Genomic DNA, 16,849 nt, shown 5'->3' with positions numbered 1-16,849 from the left:
GATGATAACCAGAAGTGTCGCCTATAGTGGCACCGTGTCCGACACCCTCGGCTCGTCCCTCGCCGCCACGCTCCAGGTGGCCCGGGAGGCGCACGGCCTCTCGGTGAGCGCGCTGGCGGAACGGGCGGGCGTCTCCCGCGCGATGATCGGCAAGATCGAGCGCGGTGACGCGCAGCCGACCGCCGTCCTGCTCGCCCGGCTGGCCGGCGCCCTCGGCATGACGCTGTCCGAGCTGGTGGCCCGCGCCGAGGACGGCGGCGGACGGCTCGTCCGCGCTGCCGACCAGCCCACCTGGACCGACCCGGCCAGCGGATACCGCCGCCGCACGGTCTCACCGGCCAGCGGCCGGCCACTCGAGCTGGTGGAGGTCGAGCTGCCCGCCCGGGCCCGGGTCGCGTTCGCGGGCGACTCCCAGGCACTGGTCCACCAGCAGATCTGGGTGCTCGACGGGCACCTGCGCCTGCACGAGGGTGACACGGTGCACGAGCTGGACCCCGGTGACTGCCTCCAGCTCGGGGCGCCCGGGCCGCGCGTGTTCGCCAACCCCACCGATCGGTCCTGCCGCTACCTGGTGGCGCTCACCCGCCGATGAGTTCCCCCGCGGCGAACACGCGGGCCCGCCTCGCCGGTGACGGTGACCCGCTCCTCGGCGAGCGCGCCGGGCTGCTCGGACGGACGGGGCGCGCATTCCGGTCGGGCTCCTGCGGCACCCTTAAAGATCCGCAAAGTCCTCCTGCGCGGTGCCCGGGGCAGGGGGAAAGCTCCTACATTCCCCTCAGCAACGGCGACGAGGGAGAGCGGGCGCGGATGACGACGACCGTCGACGGCTCGGGGCCCGGCACGAGTGCGGTCGAGTTCCGCCTCCTGGGCCCGCTGGAGATCGTGTCGCGCGGCCGCGCGATCCCGGTGCCCCCGCGCAAGCAGCGGGTGCTGCTGGCGATGCTGCTGCTGCGGGCGGACCGGGTGGTGCCGGTCCGCGAGCTCGGCGAGAAGCTGTGGGACCAGGAGGCGCCCGCCGACCCGCGCGGCGCCGTGCAGAAGTACGTGATGCGCCTGCGCCGCGCCCTCGCCTGCACCGGATGCGTGATCCGCACCGAGCCCGAGGGCTACCGCCTCGAGCTGCGCCACGGCACGCTCGACGTGGACCGCTTCGGCGAGGCGGTCGAGCGGGGGACGCGCGCCGCCGACGCGGGGGACCTGGAGGCCGCCTCCGCGCAGCTGGCCGAGGCGCTGGGCCTGTGGCGGGCGGTGCCGCCGATGTCGAACGTGGTGTCCGAGGCGCTGCACCGCGACGAGACGCCGCGGCTGGTGGAACGGTACCTGCAGGTCGTCGAGCTGCGGGTGGATCTCGACCTGCGGCTCGGCCGGCACGCGCAGCTGTGCGCGGAGCTGATGGGCCTCACCCGTGACCACCCGTTGCGCGAGCGGTTCTGGGTGCAGCGGATGCGCGCGTTGTACGGGGCGCACCGCCAGGGCGAGGCGCTGGAGACCTACCGGATCGTCACGCGGATGCTGGCCGAGGACCTCGGTGTCGATCCGGGACCCGAGCTGCGTGCGGCCCACCAGCAGATCCTCACCGGCGTGGACCAGCCGGCCGCGCCGGCCGCACCGGGGTGGGCGCCGGCGCCGGCCCCGCGCCAGCTGCCGATGGCGACCAACGGCGTGGTCGGGCGGACGGCCGAGATCGCGGAGGTCGTCGACGTCCTCGCGGCGCCGCCGGAGGCCGGTGCGCCGCGGCTGGTCGTGCTCACCGGTCCCGCGGGCACGGGCAAGACGACCGTCGCCGTGCAGGCCGCCCATCGGGTCGCCGAGCGGTTCCCGGACGGCCAGCTGTTCGCGTCCCTCGACGGCCCCGGCGCGCCGGACGTCGAGGCCGTCCTCGCGTCCTTCCTGCGCGCCCTCGGCGCGCCCGCCGGGGCGGTACCCGCCGGGCGGGTCGACGCCGCGGCCCTCTTCCGGTCGATGACGGCGGGGCGCCGCCTGCTCGTCGTCCTGGACGGCGCGGCCGACGCCGCGGTCGTGCGGGCTCTCCTGCCCGGCGCGCCGACCTGCGCGGTGCTGGCGACGTCCCGGTGCGAGCCCGCCGACCTGCTCGTCTCGCCGGGCGCGCACCGGGTCGCGCTGGGGATGCTCGCCCCCGAGGAGGCGCACGGCGTGCTCCGCGACATCGTGGGCGACCGGGTGCGCGCCGAGCCGGACGGCGTCGCACGGCTCGTCGAGCACACCGGGGGCCTGCCGCTCGCGCTCCGGAGGGCGGCGGTGGCGTTGTTGACCCGGCCGGGCCTGTCGATCGCGGCCTACCTGGGAGAGCTCGGAGCGGATCCGGCGAGCCGCACCGCGCCGTGATCCGCGGTGCTGACCTCCCGCGCGATCTCGGGCGCCCGTCCCCCGGTCGGATGGACCGGCCCGGTGCCGCCGCGAGGAGGGCGCCCCGTCCGGTCCGGCGGGCGTAGCCTGCGGCCGCGGGTCGTCATGAGGGGGAGCGCCGGGCGTGGGTGACCGGATCGTGCCTGCGGTGATCGCCGTCTTCCTGGGCGTCGCGCTCGCGGGCGTGCTGCTCGTCCCCTACGTGGCCGTGGTCTACCGCCGCCGTGGCGAGCTCGGTCCGGGCCGGGCCCTGATCGCGTTCGCGGCCCTCGTCTACGGGCTCGCGCTCGTGGCGTACGTGCTCCTGCCGTTGCCCCAGGTCGACGCCGCCTTCTGCGCCCGGCACCTGGCGCTGGCCGTCCCGCAGCTCGATCCGTTGCGCTTCCTCGCCGACATCCGCGCCGAGCAGGTCGGTGCCGGCCCGCGGGCGGTCCTGGCGAACCCCGCGGTGCAGCAGGTCGTGTTCAACGTGGCGCTGTTCGTGCCGCTCGGCGCGTTCGTGCGCTACCTCGGCCGGCGCTCCGTCGTCGTCGCGGCGCTGGTGGGCGTGGCCGTGTCGGTTCTCGTCGAGCTGACGCAGTACACCGGCAACTGGTTCCTCTACCCCTGCGCCTACCGGATCGCCGACGTCGACGACCTCATCGCCAACGGGCTCGGCGCGCTGGTCGGGGCGATCGCGGCCCCGCTGCTCGCCGTCGTACCCGGGCAGCGCGCGCGGGCACCGCACGCCGGGCAGCCGCGGCCCGTGACGGGAGCGCGGCGGTTGCTCGGCGTCGTGTGCGACCTCGTCGCGGTCCAGCTCCTCGGCGCGCTGGTCGGCGTACCGCTGAACGCGGTGCTGGTGTTCGGCGCCGGCGTCGCCGTGAACGGCAGCGCCCGTCCCGAGTGGGTCGTCGCGCTGCAGCAGGGCCTCACGTTCTGGCTGCCGGCCGTCGTGCTGCTGGTGCTGCCCCCGCTCGTGGGCGCCGGGGGCACCGCCGGTCAGCGGGCGGTGCTGCTGCGCCCGGCGCTGGGCGACGGGCACCCGCCGGGCCGGGGCCGGCGGCTGGCCCGGACCCTGGCGGGGACCGGCGGGTTCGTGCTCTGCCAGCTGGCCGGTGGTGCGCTCGCCGGGCTCGCCGCGCTGTGGGGCGCGGCGAGCCTCGTCGCGCTGTTCACCACGCGGGACCACCGTGGCCTCGGCGGCGTGGTCACCCGGACCACGGTGGTCGACGTCCGCGTGGACGAAGCGGCGGCTCAGTCCCAGTCGAGCCCGCCGCCCGTCCGGTAGTCGACGACGCGGGTCTCGAAGAAGTTCTTCTCCTTCCCCAGGTCCATCGCCTCGCTCATCCAGGGGAACGGGTTCTCGCGCTCGCCGTGAAGCGGCGCCAGCCCGATCTGGCGGGCCCGCCGGTCGGTGGTGAACCGCATGTACTGCGCGCAGGCGTCCGCGGTCAGGCCGAGGACGCCGCGGGGCAGCGTGTCTCGGGCGTAGGCGACCTCCAGCTCGCAGGCCTCGCCGAGCATCCCCCGGACCTCGGCGGCGAACCCGTCCGTCCACAGGTCCGGGTCCTCGAGCCTGATCTGGTTGATGCAGTCGATGCCGAAGTTCAGGTGGATCGACTCGTCGCGCAGGATGTACTGGTACTGCTCGGCGATCCCCACCATCTTGTTCCGGCGGCCCAGCGACAGGATCTGCGCGAAACCGGTGTAGAACCACATCCCCTCGAAGACGACGTAGAACGCCACGAGGTCACGCAGGAACGCGCGGTCGGCGGCCGGGGTGCCGGTGGTGAAACCGGGGTCGGCGAGGTGGCGGGTGTGCTCCAGCGCCCATGCGTCCTTGTCGGTGATCGAGGGGACCTCGCGGTAGGCGTTGAACAGCTCGCCCTCGTCGAGGCCGAGGCTCTCGCACACGTACTGGAACGTGTGCGTGTGCACGGCCTCCTCGAACGCCTGCCGCAGCAGGTACTGGCGGCACTCCGGGTTGGTGAGGTGCCGGTAGACGGCCAGCACGACGTTGTTCGCGACCAGCGACTCGGCCGTGGCGAAGAAGCCGAGGTTGCGGGTCAGCAGCAGCCGCTCGTCGGGCGTGAGGCCGTCGGGGCTGCGCCACAGCGCGATGTCGGCCTGCATGGACACCTCGGTGGGCATCCAGTGGTTGCTGCAGGCGGCCAGGTACTTGTCCCACGCCCACCGGTACTTGAGCGGGAGGAGCTGGTTGACGTCCGCGCGAGCGTTGATCATGCGCTTGGCGCCGGCGTCGACGGGGGCGGCGCCGCGGTCGATCGGTTCCAGGCCGGTGGTCGGCGTCGTGGTCGGCGTCGTTGTCACTGGCAGGCCTCGCAGTCCGGGTCGTCGACGCGGCAGGCGGCGGGGGCGGGGACGGCGTTGAGCCGGCCGTCGGTGCCGCGCAGCGTGGACTTCTCCACCTGCGTCGCCGCCTGCGTGCGCAGGTAGTAGGTGGTCTTGAGGCCCTTGTGCCAGGCAAGGCGGTAGATCTCGTCCAGGGCGCGACCGCTCGGGGCGGCGAGGTAGAGGTTCAGCGACTGGGCCTGGTCGAGCCACTTCTGCCGCCGCGACGCCGCCTCGACCAGCCAGCGGGCGTCGATCTCGAACGCGGTGGCGTAGAGCGCCTTGAGGTCGTCGGGAACGCGGTCGATCGCGCCGAGTCCGCCGTCGAAGAACTTGAGGTCGGCGACCATCGCGGCGTCCCACAGCCCACGGGCCTTGAGGTCGCCCACGAGGTGCGGGTTCACCACGGTGAACTCGCCGGACATGTTCGACTTCACGAACAGGTTGCGGAACTGCGGCTCGATCGACGGCCCGACCCCGCAGATGTTGGAGATCGTCGCCGTCGGGGCGATGGCCAGCACGTTCGAGTTGCGCATCCCCTGGGCGCGGACCCGCTCGCGCAGCGCGTCCCAGTCCAGGGTGGTGGTCGTGTCGACGTCCAGCGCGTCGCCCTCGCGGGCCGCGGCGAGCAGGGCGAGCGAGTCGATCGGGAGCACGCCCCGGCTCCACAGCGAGCCGTCGAAGCTGGGGTAGCGCCCGCGCTCGGCCGCGAGATCGCTCGACGCGGCGATCGCGTGGAAGCTCAGCAGCTCCGCGCTGCGGTCGGCGAACTCGACGGCGGCGGCGCTCGCGAACGGGATCCGCTGCACGAACAGCGCGTCCTGGTACCCCATCAGGCCGAGGCCGACGGGCCGGTGGCGCAGGTTGGACCGGCGGGCCTCCGGGATCGTGTAGAAGTTGATGTCGATCACGTTGTCGAGCATCCGCACCGCGGTCCGCACGGTGCGCTCGAGCCTCACCGCGTCCAGCCCGTCCGGACCGGTGTGGGCCGCGAGGTTCACCGACCCGAGGTTGCAGACGGCCACCTCCCCGTCGTCGCCCGCCCTGGTGTTCAGCGTGATCTCGGTGCACAGGTTGGACGAGTGCACGACCCCGGCGTGCTGCTGCGGGGAGCGCAGGTTGCAGGGGTCCTTGAACGTGATCCACGGGTGCCCGGTCTCGAAGAGCATCGTGAGCATCCGCCGCCACAGGTCGACGGCCCGCACCCGGCGGAACACCCGGATCTCCCCGCGGTCGGCGGCCGCCTCGTACTCGCGGTAGCGGGTGGCGAACGCGGTGCCGTAGAGGTCGTGCAGGTCGGGCGTCTCGTCGGGGGAGAACAGCGTCCACCCCGCGTCGGCCTCGACGCGGCGCAGGAACTCGTCGGGCACCCAGTTCGCGGTGTTCATGTCGTGGGTGCGCCGCCGGTCGTCGCCGGTGTTCTTGCGCAGGTCGAGGAACTCCTCGACGTCGACGTGCCAGGTCTCCAGGTACGCGCACGCGGCGCCCTTGCGCTTGCCGCCCTGGTTGACCGCGACGGCGGTGTCCCCCGCGATCTTCAGGAACGGCACCACGCCCTGGGACCTCCCGTTGGTGCCCCGGATGTGGGCGCCGAGTCCGCGGACGGGGGTCCAGTCGTTGCCCAGGCCGCCGGAGTACTTGGCGAGCAGGGCGTTGGCGCGGTAGCCGGAGAAGATCGAGTCGAGGTCGTCGTCGACGGTGGTGAGGAAGCACGACGACAGCTGCGCGCGGGTGGTGCCGGCGTTGAACAGCGTGGGCGTCGAGGCCATGAAGCGGAACGACGACAGCAGCTCGTAGAACTCGACGGCGCGCGCCTCCCGGTCGTCCTCCCGCAGCGCCAGGCCCATCGCCACCCGCATGAAGAACGCCTGCGGCAGCTCGAACCGCGTACCGCGCTCGTGCAGGAAGTAGCGGTCGTAGAGCGTCTGCAGGCCGAGGAACGTGAAGTCGAGGTCGCGTTCGGGGCGCAACGCGGCGGTGATCCGGTCCAGGTCGAAGGTCAGCAGGGCCGGGTCGGCCCGCTCCAGGGCGACGGCCCGCGCGAGGTAGGCCCGGAAGTAGCCCGGGTACCGGTCGGCCATCTCGTCCTGGCGCGCCTGCTCGCGTGCACCGGCGAGGTGGGACAGCGCCTCCGTGCGCAGGACGTCGAGCAGCAGCCGCGCCGTGACGTGGCTGTAGTTCGGCTCCGACTCCACGAGGGTGCGCCCGGCCATGACGGTGGCGAGCCCGAGCTCGTCGGCGGTGATGCCGTCGTAGAGGGTGCGCCGGACCTCGGCCAGGACCGGCTCGGTGGCGACGTCGGGGATCCCCGCGGTCGCCTCGGCGACGAGCTGCTCGACCCGCCCCCGGTCGAGCGGGCGCCTGCTCCCGTCGGGCTCGGTGACGTGCAGCGCGGGCTCGGTGGCGGCGGGGGTGATCGGGAGGGTGGGTGATGGGGTCACAGCTCTCTCCTCGCGAGCTCGACGACCAGGTGTCGGGGTCACGGGGGCAGGCCCGGGAACGGGCGCGACGGCCCGCCCCGGGTCCGTCCCGCGAGGACCCCGGACAGCGCGCACCGGCGGTGCGCGCGCCGATGGCAGGTCTTCGGACTCGCGGGCGCGCACCGGCACGGACCGGTGCTCCTACTGGCCGTCGCTTCCCGGGTCGGGTGACCCAGTGCGTGGTGACGGCGGTCGTTCCCACTCACCGCTGCGGGGCAGTCCCGGATTCGCACCGGGTTCCCTCTCGCCCCGCCGCCACCCGTGCGGGCGGCGGCGAACCATCAGCGCGGCGAACGCTACATGTCGTGGGTGTCGGCGCGCGTGACCCCCACATGTCGTGGCGTGTCGCCACTTTCCCGTCCCTCGGGACGACCGGCGGGCCTGCTCCCGGCCTTCAGCGCGCCGCCTCGTGCGGAGGGCGGGCGGCGAGCCGGAAGAGCGTCTCCGTGTACCGCTGCCAGACGCCCTCCGTGGCGGCCGGCCGCACCCCCGTGCGCAGCCGCTCCAGCCGCCCCGGCTCGTGGAGCGCGCGCAGCGCCCGGGCGAGGTCGCCCGCGTCCCCCGGCGTGCACAGCAGCCCGTCGACACCGTCGCGCACGGTCTCGGGGAAGTTGCCGACGCGGGTCGCGACCACCGGGAGCCCGTTCCAGTGCGCCAGGGCGACGAGCTGCGACGCGGTCGCCGTGCGGTAGGGCAGCACCAGCGCGTCGAACCGGGCGAACAGCGCGGGGATGCGGTCGGCCGGGAGGTAGTCGGGGTGCAGCTCGACGCGGTCGGCGAGTCCGAGCGCGCGCACCGTCGCGCGGGTGCGGGCCACGTCCTCGTAGAACTCGCCGACGATCGAGAGCGTGACGCCGGGGACCTCGCGGAGCGCCTCCAGCAGCACGTCCACGCCCTTGTAGGGGCGCACCTTGCCGAAGAAGAGCAGGCGGTGCAGGGCCGGTCGGTCGGGTCGCAGCTCCGGTCGGTCGGTGTCGGGGAGGTGCGGCGGGAGGGGGGCGACCGCGACCGGTCGGTCGGTGAGCCTGCAGAGCGCCGCTCGCTCGGCGTCGGTGTGCGTGACCGCGGCGTCGGCGCCCCGGACGAGCCGGGCCAGGAGCACCCGGTCGCCCGGACGCGGTTCGTGCGGCACGGCGTTCGCGCAGATGACGACGACCCGGGCCCGCCGCCGCGCCAGCCGTGCGATGACGGTGAGGGCCGGTGCCTGCACGGTGGTGTAGAAGACCAGCACGACGAGGTCGGACTCCGCGCCCGCGCGCCGGCCGGTCCGCACCCAGTCGAGCGGGTTGCGCCACGACAGCGGCTCGTCGACGGTGGGGAAGGGCCGCGCCTCGGGGGCCGTGAGCGGGTGGCGCTGGGCGGGCAGCAGCCGGGCCGGCCCCTGCCGCGTCCAGGTGCGGACCCGGACGTGGTGGCCGTCGGCGGCGAGCCGGTGCGCCAGCTCGGTGGTGAGCAGGGGGATGCCACCGCGCCACGGGAAGGCGGGCCCGATCAGCGTGAGGCGCACGCGTCCTCGTCCTCGTTCCGGCGGAGGTGCTCGCACAGGACCGCGGTGGCGTCGTCGGACACCTTGGTGCGAGGCCACCGGCGAGCGTCCGCATCGGCGTGTTCGGCGGCGCGGACCCGGGCGAGGAGCGCGTCCGGGCCGTCGGCGGCGAGGAGGTCGAGCACCCCGGCCCAGTCGGTCAGGCCGAACGGGTCGACGGCGCGCGCCGCCCCGTCCGAGAGGATCGCGACGCGGGTGAGCTCGCGGAGCGGGACCTCGCCGGTCAGCGCGTGGTCGGCCGCGGCCGGGTCGGTCGCCGCGGTCCAGTACCCACCCGGCCGGTTCCGCTGCGCGATCTCGGCCCGCTTCATCTCGACGAGCGCGGTCGCCCGTGCCGCGGACCCGACGGGCAGCCGTGCGGCCGCCGCCCGCTCCTCCCGCCCGGCCTCGGCGACCCGCTGGTCGGACACCACGTGCTCGCCGTCGAGCACGAGCGACACGTCGCCCAGCACGGCGTACCGCAGCACCCCGTCGGCCACCCGGACGACCCCGACGGCGGCGCACGGCGTCGCGCGGGCCTCCAGGTCGCAGGTCCCGGCGTGCCGGGCCGCGGTGCGGGCGATCCCGGCGCGCAGGGCGTCGCGGGGTGTCACGTCGCGAGCGTCCCGGACGTCGCGCGCGAGCTGCGCGGCGAACCAGGCCACGCCGTGCACGCAGTGCGTCTCCGTGCGCGCGGTCAGACCGTCGACCACCACGGCCGTGCCGGTGTCCGCGACGGCGTGGTCCTCGTTGGGCCGGTCGGCGGATCCGGGCCGGGTGGCGATCCGGACGCGCACGTCAGCGGCCCTCCGGGCGTCGCGGGTCGCACACGTGCTGGCTCCTGGTGGTCGGTCGCCTCGCCGGAGTCTAGTGTCCACGCCCGGCGAGGACGCCCGGTCAGCGGAGGAAACCGCCGTAGCTGCGCTCCATCAGCTGGTTCTCGACGCGCTTCACGGTGTCCAGCGCGACGCCGACGAGGATCAGGACGGCGGTACCGCCGAGCGGGAGGTTCTGCCCGCCGCCCGTCAGCCCGAGGAACAGGTTCGGCAGCAGGGCGACGACGCCCAGGTACAGCGAGCCCGCGAGCGTCGTCCGGGAGAGCACGTGGTGGAGGTGCTGCGCGGTCGGGCGGCCCGGCCGCAGCCCGGGGACGAAGCCCCCGAACCGCTTCAGCTCCTCCGACCGCTCCACCGGGTCGAACGTGATCCCCACGTAGAAGTAGGTGAAGAAGACGATCAAGGCCGCGTAGAGCGCGATGTGCAGTGGACCGGACGGGTCGGCGAGGTGGGTCGCCGCGATGCGGCCGAGCGGGCCCGCGTCGGCACCGAACAGCTGCGTGACCATGGTCGGGACGTAGAGCAGCGAGCTGGCGAAGATCACCGGTACGACGCCGGCCTGGTTCAGCTTCAGCGGCAGGTAGGTCGTGGTGCCGCCGTACATGCGGCGCCCGACCATCCGCCTCGCGTACCGGACGGGGATGCGGCGCTGGCTCTGCTCGACGAACACGACGCAGGCGATGATCGCGAGCGCGAACACGCACACGCCGGCGAACACGAGCGGACCCGCGCTCTGGTAGATCGTGCGGCCCTCCGCCGGGATGCGGTGCGCGATCGAGGTGAGCATCAGGACGGAGATGCCGTTGCCGATGCCCTTCTCCGTGACCACCTCGCCGAGCCACATGAGCACGGCGCTCCCGGCGACCATGACCACGACGACCGTCACGACCGTCAGCGCGCGGGTGTCCGGCAGGACGGGGAGCGTGCAGCCGGCGAAGAGCTGGCCCCGTTGGGCGAGCGCGACGGTCGCGGTGGCCTGCAGCGTCGCGAGGGCGATCGTCAGGTAGCGGGTGTACTGCGTCAGCGTGCCCTGCCCGGACCGGCCGTCCTTCTTCAGCTGCTCGAAGCGCGGGACCACGACGGTGAGCAGCTGCACGACGATGCTCGCGGTGATGTAGGGGACCACCCCCACGGCGAACACCGACAGCTGCAGCAGGGCGCCGCCGCTGAGCAGGTCGAGCAGTGCGTGGACGCCGGGCGCGCCGGAGCCTTCGACCTCCCGCACGCACTGCTGGAGGTTGCGGAACGAGACACCGGGCGCCGGGATCGCCGAGCCGAGCCGGGCGACGGCGACGACGAGCAGCGTCAGCAGGATCTTCCTACGCAGGCCGGGGGTGGTGAACACGGAGCGGACGACGGAGAGCATGCGGGGTCCTCGAGGGGAGGCGTGATCGCGCGGACCACGGGGCCGGGGGGCCTGCCGCGACGGCGGCGGCCGGGAGGTGTGCACGGGCGGCGCACAGGCGCACGGAGCCCGCGGACCGGGCGCCGGACGCGCCCGGGACAGGACGATCGACGGCGAGTCGATCGGGGCGAGGGGAGCCGCCGGGGAGGCGGGAGCGGTCAGGCCGGGCCGGGCGGTCCCCGCGCGCTCCACGCCGAGCCCGCGCCCGCCCGCGGCGGGTCGGTGGCGTGCGGGGCCTGCCGGGCGGCGCGCGCGCCGGCGGGACGGGGCAGCAGCGGTTCCGCGGTCGCGACGGCGACGTGCGCCGGAGCGTCCGGACCGTGCGGGTCGGCGACGAGGAGCGCGTCGGTGCCGGCCGGTCCGCCGGCCCGCGTGTCGACCTGGTGCGTGGACACAGCGAGGGACAGCGCGGCGGTCTTCGTGACCGGCACGCCGACCGTGAGGAACGTGGCCGCCGTGGCGATCAGGACGAACACGCTGCCGAACAGGCGCCGGGCGGCCGCGAGCCGGTGGGCTCCCTCGGCAGACGCCGGCATTCCGCTCACGGGATGTGGTTCTACCAGTACCGGTCCGCCGCTAGCGTGGCCCCATGGATCTGGAGTTCCGCGCCGAGCTGTGGGAATGGCGTGGACCGGCCCCGTTCCACTGGTTGACCGTCCCCGAGGACGGTTGCGCCCACGTGCGCGCCGAGGCCGCGCAGGCGTCGTACGGCTGGGGCGCGGTCCCGGTGCGGGCCCGCATCGGCGCCACCGAGTGGGAGACCTCGCTGCTGCCCAAGGACGGCGGCTACGTGCTGCCGGTCAAGGACGCCGTCCGGCGGGCGGAGGACGTCGATGACGGCGACGTGGTCGCGGTGGCGATGAGCATCGCGCCCAGGGGCGGCCGCCAGGCGAACGGCACCGGCCCGACGTGCTGAGGAACCGGTGCGGGCCGCGATGCCTGTGCCCCCGGCGGGATTACGAAAGGATGGGACCCGGTCCGACCAGCGGCTTTCGGTCGGAACGCTGGTTGTGGAGGCGGGTTTCGTGCTGTCGGCACCGGTCGTCCGTTGACGACTATTGGCGGGTCAGCGGAGCTGCGCCGCGGGCCCGAACACATGTCGATGTACGGGTCACTGCTGGCCACGGCCTCCTACACCGCGGCGTCGGGCGGCGACCGCGACACCGCCCGCAGCCTGATCACCGAGGCCGGACAGATCGCCCACCGGGTCGGAGACAGCGCCGCCGGTCTCGCCCACCCGAACTCGTTCACCCCACCGGCATCGATCTGTACCGCGTCAGCATCGCCCGCGCCCTCGGTGACCCTGGCACATCCGTCGATATCGCCCGCTGTGTCAACCCGACCGTGATTCCGACCGTCGAACGCCTTGGCCAGTACTGGACCGACGTCGCGCGTTCATTCCACCAATGGGGCAAGACCGAGCATTGCTACCGAGCCCTACTGTCCGCCGAGCAGGCCACCCGGACGAGGTCCGCCACCGCGGCACCATCCAACACATCACCCGCTGTCTCCTGCGCCACCCGATGGCCACGAGGTTGCCCGGGCTTCGGGAGTTCGCCGATCGAGTCGGCGCTGTCGCATAGCTCTCCGCCGTCGCCGCTGAGGCCTGGGTGATCAGAGCGTTCGCTGGAGTCGACGAAAAAGATCTTCCTCGACCTCACCCGATCGGCCCCAGTCCGCCTCCGAGCTGGTGGAGCTGATAGGGGAGGGAGACCAGCCGGCACCACCTCCTCGGGTGGCGGCGCGGGCCGTGGTTCGCGACGCCGGGACAACGCGGCCGTGCGTACCGAGGAGATGCGACCGTGGAACTTTCCGAAACGCCCCATCCGGTAGGCCCATCTGTGCCACGCTCGCCGAGGGCTCGAGAGAGGCCGACGACACCGACAGGACGTTCCGAGGAAGGGACCTGCGCGCTATGGCTCCTATTCCGTCTCGCTGGCGCCACGGTGAGGCACCACTTCGGCCGTATGACAGCCCCGCGAGACAGGCCGCCCTGGTGTTCGCCATGTACGGCTTGCGCCGGCAGCTGGCCGACCATGTGCCGGGCGACACCGAGGCCATCGTCACCATCACCGGCGCGGACGGACGCAGTTTCGGTGAGCTGAAGCTCGACGCTGACGATGTCCAGCGGCTGACCAAGGCCATCTCCGAGCTGATCGACACTGACTTCGGGCAGTTTGAGCGCGCCGAGGTGCAGCGGCTCCTGGCTGAACACGACAACAGGTAGTCGGCGTTGCCGAATGGCGAAGGAGGCGCACCGAGTCGATGACAGTTCACGATGTCTACTTGCTGTCGCTGCACGCGCCGTATCGGTCCCCGCAGCACCCGGTGCCGATCAACGCGACGATCGTGCACGCGGCGACGTTGTTGCACCCGGCGGTGCCCCAGCCCGACGGCGGCCTGATCTACCGGTGCCTGACCGAGTTTCCGGGACGGACGCCGGGCTGCGTGGTGCCGTTGTCGACGGTGACCTTCGAGTTGGATGGCGGCGAGCTGTGGTATCGGGTTGGGGACTGGGAGCGCGTGGTCGAGGCGGTCGTCGAGGTGACGCGAACCCACCGGTGCGATGCCATGCCGCTGGGCCTGCCGGAGCTCGCCGCCCGCCTGCTCGCGGGAGGGCCGAGCACGGTGCACGAGCTCCACTACACCGACGGCAGCGGATCCTCCGCTGGCCCGGCCCAGCGGCAGCAGCAGCTGGACGAGCTGATCGGACATGTAAGGACGGTCGCCGAGCAGGCCCCGTTCTGGCCGGGCGACAACCTGGTCCCGCCACCCCGCGAACCCCGAACGATGCCGTACCAGCCGCACGCGCCGAGCCCCTGAAACCGAGCCATTGGGTTGCGACACCAGGTTCTCGGTGACTGCCAGTAGGCCGAGCCTCCGGCTTGCATGGTCGAGACCAGCGGCCAGCTCAGCAGGCTGAGGATCGATTCTTGACGGTCAGAACAACGTGGTCCGATCCCGTCGCTGGATGCGAGCCCTACGCTCGAGACCAGGTGATCTCATTGAGGGGCGGGGATGGATGACGCGAACTTCCACCTGGGGTGCGACTCGGCGGTGCGGATCTCGCCGGAGGATCTCACCGGTCCGTTCGGCTACCTGTTCGAGTGGGCCGATCACCCCGACTACCCGCAGGTGAAGGTCGGCTCGTGCGAGCTCGCGGGCCGACCACACCGGGTCCTGCGAGATGTTCGTCGATGCCACAGCCCGCACCGGCGACACCAGGCGGTTCGGGCTGACCTGGCACGGGGCCGGCCGATCGAACCGGCTGTGCACCGCCTACGAGTGGCTCACCCCCGCCGCCTGCAAAGCCGAGAGCCCGAACGAATAGCCGGTGCGCCCGGCCCGGAGCATCCCAGGTCCTCCGCCGCGAGCCGTTCGCACGTGCTCACTCGCAACGAGGGGCTGAAGCCCGCCAGCGGGGCAGTGACGGTCCGTGCGGCTACAGCGGCTTCGGGCTATCCAAGAAGTGGCCCGGTGATGCGCGTGAAGGCTTGGTGGAACTCGTCGGTGGCCGGATCGATGTCCTGCGCACGGCCACCGGCGAGGCAGCCTATCGACGCTGCCGATCGGGCGGCCATCACCACCACCACCTCGTCTGTCGGCTCTGCAGGCGCGCGGTCGAGATCGAGGAGTCTCCGGTTGAGGCTTGGGCTCAGCGGGTCGCCACGGTGCACGGATACTCTGATGTCGACTACACGCTGGAGATCTTCGGAAACTGCGGAGAATGTGTGGGTGCCCCGCCTCGGTTCGGCAGCACTGCGTGATGGGCCGTCGGCGTCTGGTGCGCGACAGGCGATCACGCTGCTGTCAGCCGTCAATCTCGCTCGCCCTGCTCACTGTGAGGACGGGTGGTCCTTCGTGTTGACGATCTCTGAAGACTGACCACGTGGCGGCCAGACCGACACGGGGTCAAGATTCAGAGACCGTTGACACTTCGTCGGCGTTTCTGCGCGCCCCGCGGTAGCGAGTGAAGACAATAGCAGTTGTTGTTTCAATGAAGAGCGCATCGTGGGCAGCGCGACGTCTCGAACCTGTCAGGAGACAACTATTTGCGATGAGACGATGGACGGCGCCTCAACGGCCACGTGTGTCGCTCCACAGCGTGCGGAGACGTCGAAGTGGTCATCGAGGGCCTGATGGAGATCGATCATGTGGCTTCGAAGCCCGGGCCAGGGGAACGCCGAAGACCTGCTGATCGGGGCCAGACTGCGATCGCACGCGGCCGGACCATCCCCGGTGTCGGCTTGTCCAACCTCGTGGTGCCGTTGGGGCAGTCCTTGCTGGGGTTCACGGCGGACCTGTGGCCGCGGGCGCTCCGCCGTTGCTCGACCTTCACGAGAAGCCGTCGACGGCACCCGTCGGACCTGCTCGTTACGACGCCCTGGTTGGTTGGTTGGTTGGTTGGGTCGGGGACTGGGGCGACTGCGAGAACTCGCCGCTGCGAACGACGTGCCGGTGACCGAGGCGCCTGCCGGAGGTCCCGGCTCCTGCCGTTCACGCTCGCCGAACTCGGGGCGACCTCGCCTGCGGTCGGTGGTGAGGAGCGCGCGGCTGGCGCCGTCGGTTGGCGCCCAGCACAGCGCGGTGACCGCGGCGGTGTGGCCCTCGGCGAGGAGGGCCTCCCGTCCGGTGGGGCCGGTGCCGGAGAGGTCCCAGCAGGCGATGGTGTCGCCGGCGTCGCAGGCCATCCACCGCCCGCCGGGCTCGAACGCGAGGCGGGAGACGGTGGTGGGGAACCCGCTCATGCGGAAGTCGCTGCCGCCGGGGACCTTCCAGCCGTGCAGGGTGGCGTCCTGGCTGCCGCCGACGACCCAGCGCCCGTTGGGGGCGACGGCGAGGCCTGCGATCGCGCCCGGGGCGGGAAGGTGCTCGATCATGCGGTCGGTGGCCGGTTTCAGGATCGTGACGCCCTGGTAGGTGGCCGCGCCGATCCGGCGGCCGTCGCGGCGCAGGAACGCGAGCCCGGCGACGGTTCTCGAGAGCGGATCGTTCGACCAGCGCCCGGCCTACCTTAAAGATATTGATAACCATCTCCACTAGGTGTACGGTCAATCGCGCGTCCACCGCTACGAGCGAGACCGGCGGTGGGGCGTGGCTGTGGGTGACGCTGACAGTGGCGACCTGAACCTCAGGTTCGTCCGATCGGGGAGGTGAGCGTGCCGGGCGGGATCGGCGACGTGGTCGTGGATCGCTTCTTCCGGCGGCCGAGGGGGATGATCGCCCGGCGATGGTGGCGCGATCCCAAGCCGCATCACGAGATCTTCCGGGACGTGCTCGCCGCGGCCGACCTGGCGCCGAACGACCGGCTGCTGGAGGTCGGCTGCGGCGGCGGCACGTTCCTCGAGTGGGCGCTTCGGTCCGGCTGCAGCGCGGCCGCGGTCGATCACAGCCTCGACATGGTCCGCCTCGCCGAGGCGACCAACGCCGCCGCCGTCGCCGAGGGGCGGCTGGAGGTGCGCCAGGCGCCGGGTGAGCGGCTGCCGTATCCCGATGCCGCGTTCATCTGTGCCGTCACGATGAATGTCTTCTTCTTCCTCGACGGGAAGGCGGCGCTGGCCGAACTGGCCCGGGTGCTCGCCCCTGGGGGGCGCCTCGTCCTCCACACGGTCGCGCCCGACCCGCCGGCATCCGTGATGCCGCCGCTGCTGGCCCGGCGGATGGCGTTCTACGACGACGAGTGCCTCGCTGCGCTCCTCCGGGACGCCGGTTTCACCGACGTCGCCGTCGAACGACGAGGCAAGGGCGAGCTCCAGCTCGCCACCGCGCGCCGGTCCGCGCCGTAGCCGGTCGGGCTCGACCGGGTCGGGATATCACAGCGGTACGCCCACGGAGCCGGCGTACCGATCGAACGGCACCGCTGGGGGAGGGGTCATGCCAGGAATGAGGACGACGTGCTGCG

15 protein-coding genes and 1 riboswitch are annotated in these 16,849 nt (G+C 72.8%); of the genes, 8 read left to right on the top strand and 7 right to left on the bottom strand.

The features are described from left to right. Positions 1-34: 34 nt before the first annotated feature. The 3 genes from FB558_RS31465 (at position 35) to FB558_RS31455 (ending at position 3,637) form a co-directional block, all read left to right on the top strand. Positions 35-592, top strand: coding sequence for a helix-turn-helix domain-containing protein (locus tag FB558_RS31465; RefSeq protein WP_142059789.1), 558 nt, complete (start codon positions 35-37; stop codon positions 590-592). Positions 593-807: 215 nt separating this feature from the next. Further along, positions 808-2,346, top strand: coding sequence for an AfsR/SARP family transcriptional regulator (locus FB558_RS31460; RefSeq protein ID WP_170231625.1), 1,539 nt, complete (start codon positions 808-810; stop codon positions 2,344-2,346). A 145-nt stretch (positions 2,347-2,491) separates the two neighbouring features. Then, positions 2,492-3,637 (top strand): VanZ family protein, encoded by a 1,146-nt coding sequence (locus FB558_RS31455; RefSeq protein WP_142059785.1) that lies wholly within the window; start codon positions 2,492-2,494, stop codon positions 3,635-3,637. Here FB558_RS31455 and FB558_RS31450 read toward each other — a convergent pair. The 6 genes from FB558_RS31450 to FB558_RS31425 all read right to left on the bottom strand — a co-directional run bounded on the left by FB558_RS31450 (position 3,604) and on the right by FB558_RS31425 (position 11,483). Beyond that, positions 3,604-4,680 carry a ribonucleotide-diphosphate reductase subunit beta gene (locus tag FB558_RS31450; RefSeq protein ID WP_142059783.1) on the bottom strand — a complete coding sequence of 359 codons (1,077 nt, stop codon included), beginning with the start codon at positions 4,678-4,680 and terminating at the stop codon, positions 3,604-3,606. The two genes, FB558_RS31455 and FB558_RS31450, sit on opposite strands and share 34 nt — an antisense overlap. After that, complete coding sequence (locus tag FB558_RS31445) at positions 4,677-7,142, bottom strand: ribonucleoside-diphosphate reductase subunit alpha (protein WP_142059781.1); 2,466 nt, start codon at positions 7,140-7,142, stop codon at positions 4,677-4,679. The genes FB558_RS31450 and FB558_RS31445 overlap by 4 nt, the downstream gene beginning before the upstream one ends. 116 nt (positions 7,143-7,258) lie before the next feature. Next, positions 7,259-7,479, bottom strand: a riboswitch (cobalamin riboswitch). Between the two features lie 96 nt (positions 7,480-7,575). Beyond that, positions 7,576-8,688 carry a glycosyltransferase family 4 protein gene (locus tag FB558_RS31440; RefSeq protein WP_142059779.1) on the bottom strand — a complete coding sequence of 371 codons (1,113 nt, stop codon included), beginning with the start codon at positions 8,686-8,688 and terminating at the stop codon, positions 7,576-7,578. Next, the gene (locus tag FB558_RS31435; protein ID WP_142059777.1) at positions 8,673-9,503 is read right to left on the bottom strand and encodes a hypothetical protein; all 831 of its coding nucleotides are present in this window, start codon (positions 9,501-9,503) and stop codon (positions 8,673-8,675) included. Before FB558_RS31435 ends, FB558_RS31440 begins: the two co-directional genes overlap by 16 nt. Before the next feature lie 100 nt (positions 9,504-9,603). Then, on the bottom strand, positions 9,604-10,908 hold the full coding sequence (secY, locus tag FB558_RS31430; protein ID WP_142059775.1) for a preprotein translocase subunit SecY: 1,305 nt from the start codon (positions 10,906-10,908) through the stop codon (positions 9,604-9,606). Positions 10,909-11,105: 197 nt separating this feature from the next. Further along, complete coding sequence (locus FB558_RS31425; protein ID WP_142059773.1) at positions 11,106-11,483, bottom strand: hypothetical protein; 378 nt, start codon at positions 11,481-11,483, stop codon at positions 11,106-11,108. Between the two features lie 53 nt (positions 11,484-11,536). On the opposite strand from FB558_RS31425, the gene FB558_RS31420 reads away from it, so the two are divergent. From FB558_RS31420 to FB558_RS31405, 4 genes are all read left to right on the top strand, one after another. After that, positions 11,537-11,863, top strand: a complete 327-nt coding sequence (locus tag FB558_RS31420; RefSeq protein WP_142059771.1) for a DUF1905 domain-containing protein — start codon at positions 11,537-11,539, stop codon at positions 11,861-11,863. 1,080 nt (positions 11,864-12,943) lie between these two features. Continuing rightward, a complete protein-coding gene (locus FB558_RS31415) occupies positions 12,944-13,174 on the top strand; it encodes a hypothetical protein (RefSeq protein ID WP_142059769.1) in 231 nt (76 codons plus the stop codon). A gap of 38 nt (positions 13,175-13,212) precedes the next feature. Next, on the top strand, positions 13,213-13,770 hold the full coding sequence (locus FB558_RS31410; protein WP_142059767.1) for a hypothetical protein: 558 nt from the start codon (positions 13,213-13,215) through the stop codon (positions 13,768-13,770). A 674-nt stretch (positions 13,771-14,444) separates the two neighbouring features. Next, positions 14,445-14,714: a Fur family transcriptional regulator gene (locus tag FB558_RS31405; protein WP_425468108.1), complete on the top strand. Its 270-nt coding sequence runs from the start codon at positions 14,445-14,447 to the stop codon at positions 14,712-14,714. A gap of 270 nt (positions 14,715-14,984) precedes the next feature. Here the strand turns inward: FB558_RS31405 and FB558_RS31400 are convergent, their stop codons facing one another. Next, positions 14,985-15,827 carry a WD40 repeat domain-containing protein gene (locus tag FB558_RS31400; protein ID WP_142059763.1) on the bottom strand — a complete coding sequence of 281 codons (843 nt, stop codon included), beginning with the start codon at positions 15,825-15,827 and terminating at the stop codon, positions 14,985-14,987. Positions 15,828-16,100: 273 nt separating this feature from the next. Here FB558_RS31400 and FB558_RS31395 point away from each other — a divergent pair, with 273 nt between their 5' ends. After that, positions 16,101-16,733 (top strand): class I SAM-dependent methyltransferase, encoded by a 633-nt coding sequence (locus FB558_RS31395; RefSeq protein ID WP_142059761.1) that lies wholly within the window; start codon positions 16,101-16,103, stop codon positions 16,731-16,733. The last annotated feature ends 116 nt before the right edge of the window (positions 16,734-16,849 follow it).

Source organism: Pseudonocardia kunmingensis, from assembly GCF_006716445.1.
Lineage (GTDB): Bacteria > Actinomycetota > Actinomycetes > Mycobacteriales > Pseudonocardiaceae > Pseudonocardia > Pseudonocardia kunmingensis.
This window is presented reverse-complemented; position numbering and strand designations above follow the sequence as displayed.

Coding starts and splice junctions, on each gene's coding strand:
- FB558_RS31410 (WP_142059767.1), top strand. CDS start 13,213: ATGACAGTTCACGATGTCTACTTGCTGTCGCTGCACGCGCCGTATCGG.
- secY (WP_142059775.1), bottom strand. CDS start 10,908: ATGCTCTCCGTCGTCCGCTCCGTGTTCACCACCCCCGGCCTGCGTAGG.
- FB558_RS31400 (WP_142059763.1), bottom strand. CDS start 15,827: ATGATCGAGCACCTTCCCGCCCCGGGCGCGATCGCAGGCCTCGCCGTC.
- FB558_RS31425 (WP_142059773.1), bottom strand. CDS start 11,483: ATGCCGGCGTCTGCCGAGGGAGCCCACCGGCTCGCGGCCGCCCGGCGC.
- FB558_RS31460 (WP_170231625.1), top strand. CDS start 808: ATGACGACGACCGTCGACGGCTCGGGGCCCGGCACGAGTGCGGTCGAG.
- FB558_RS31420 (WP_142059771.1), top strand. CDS start 11,537: ATGGATCTGGAGTTCCGCGCCGAGCTGTGGGAATGGCGTGGACCGGCC.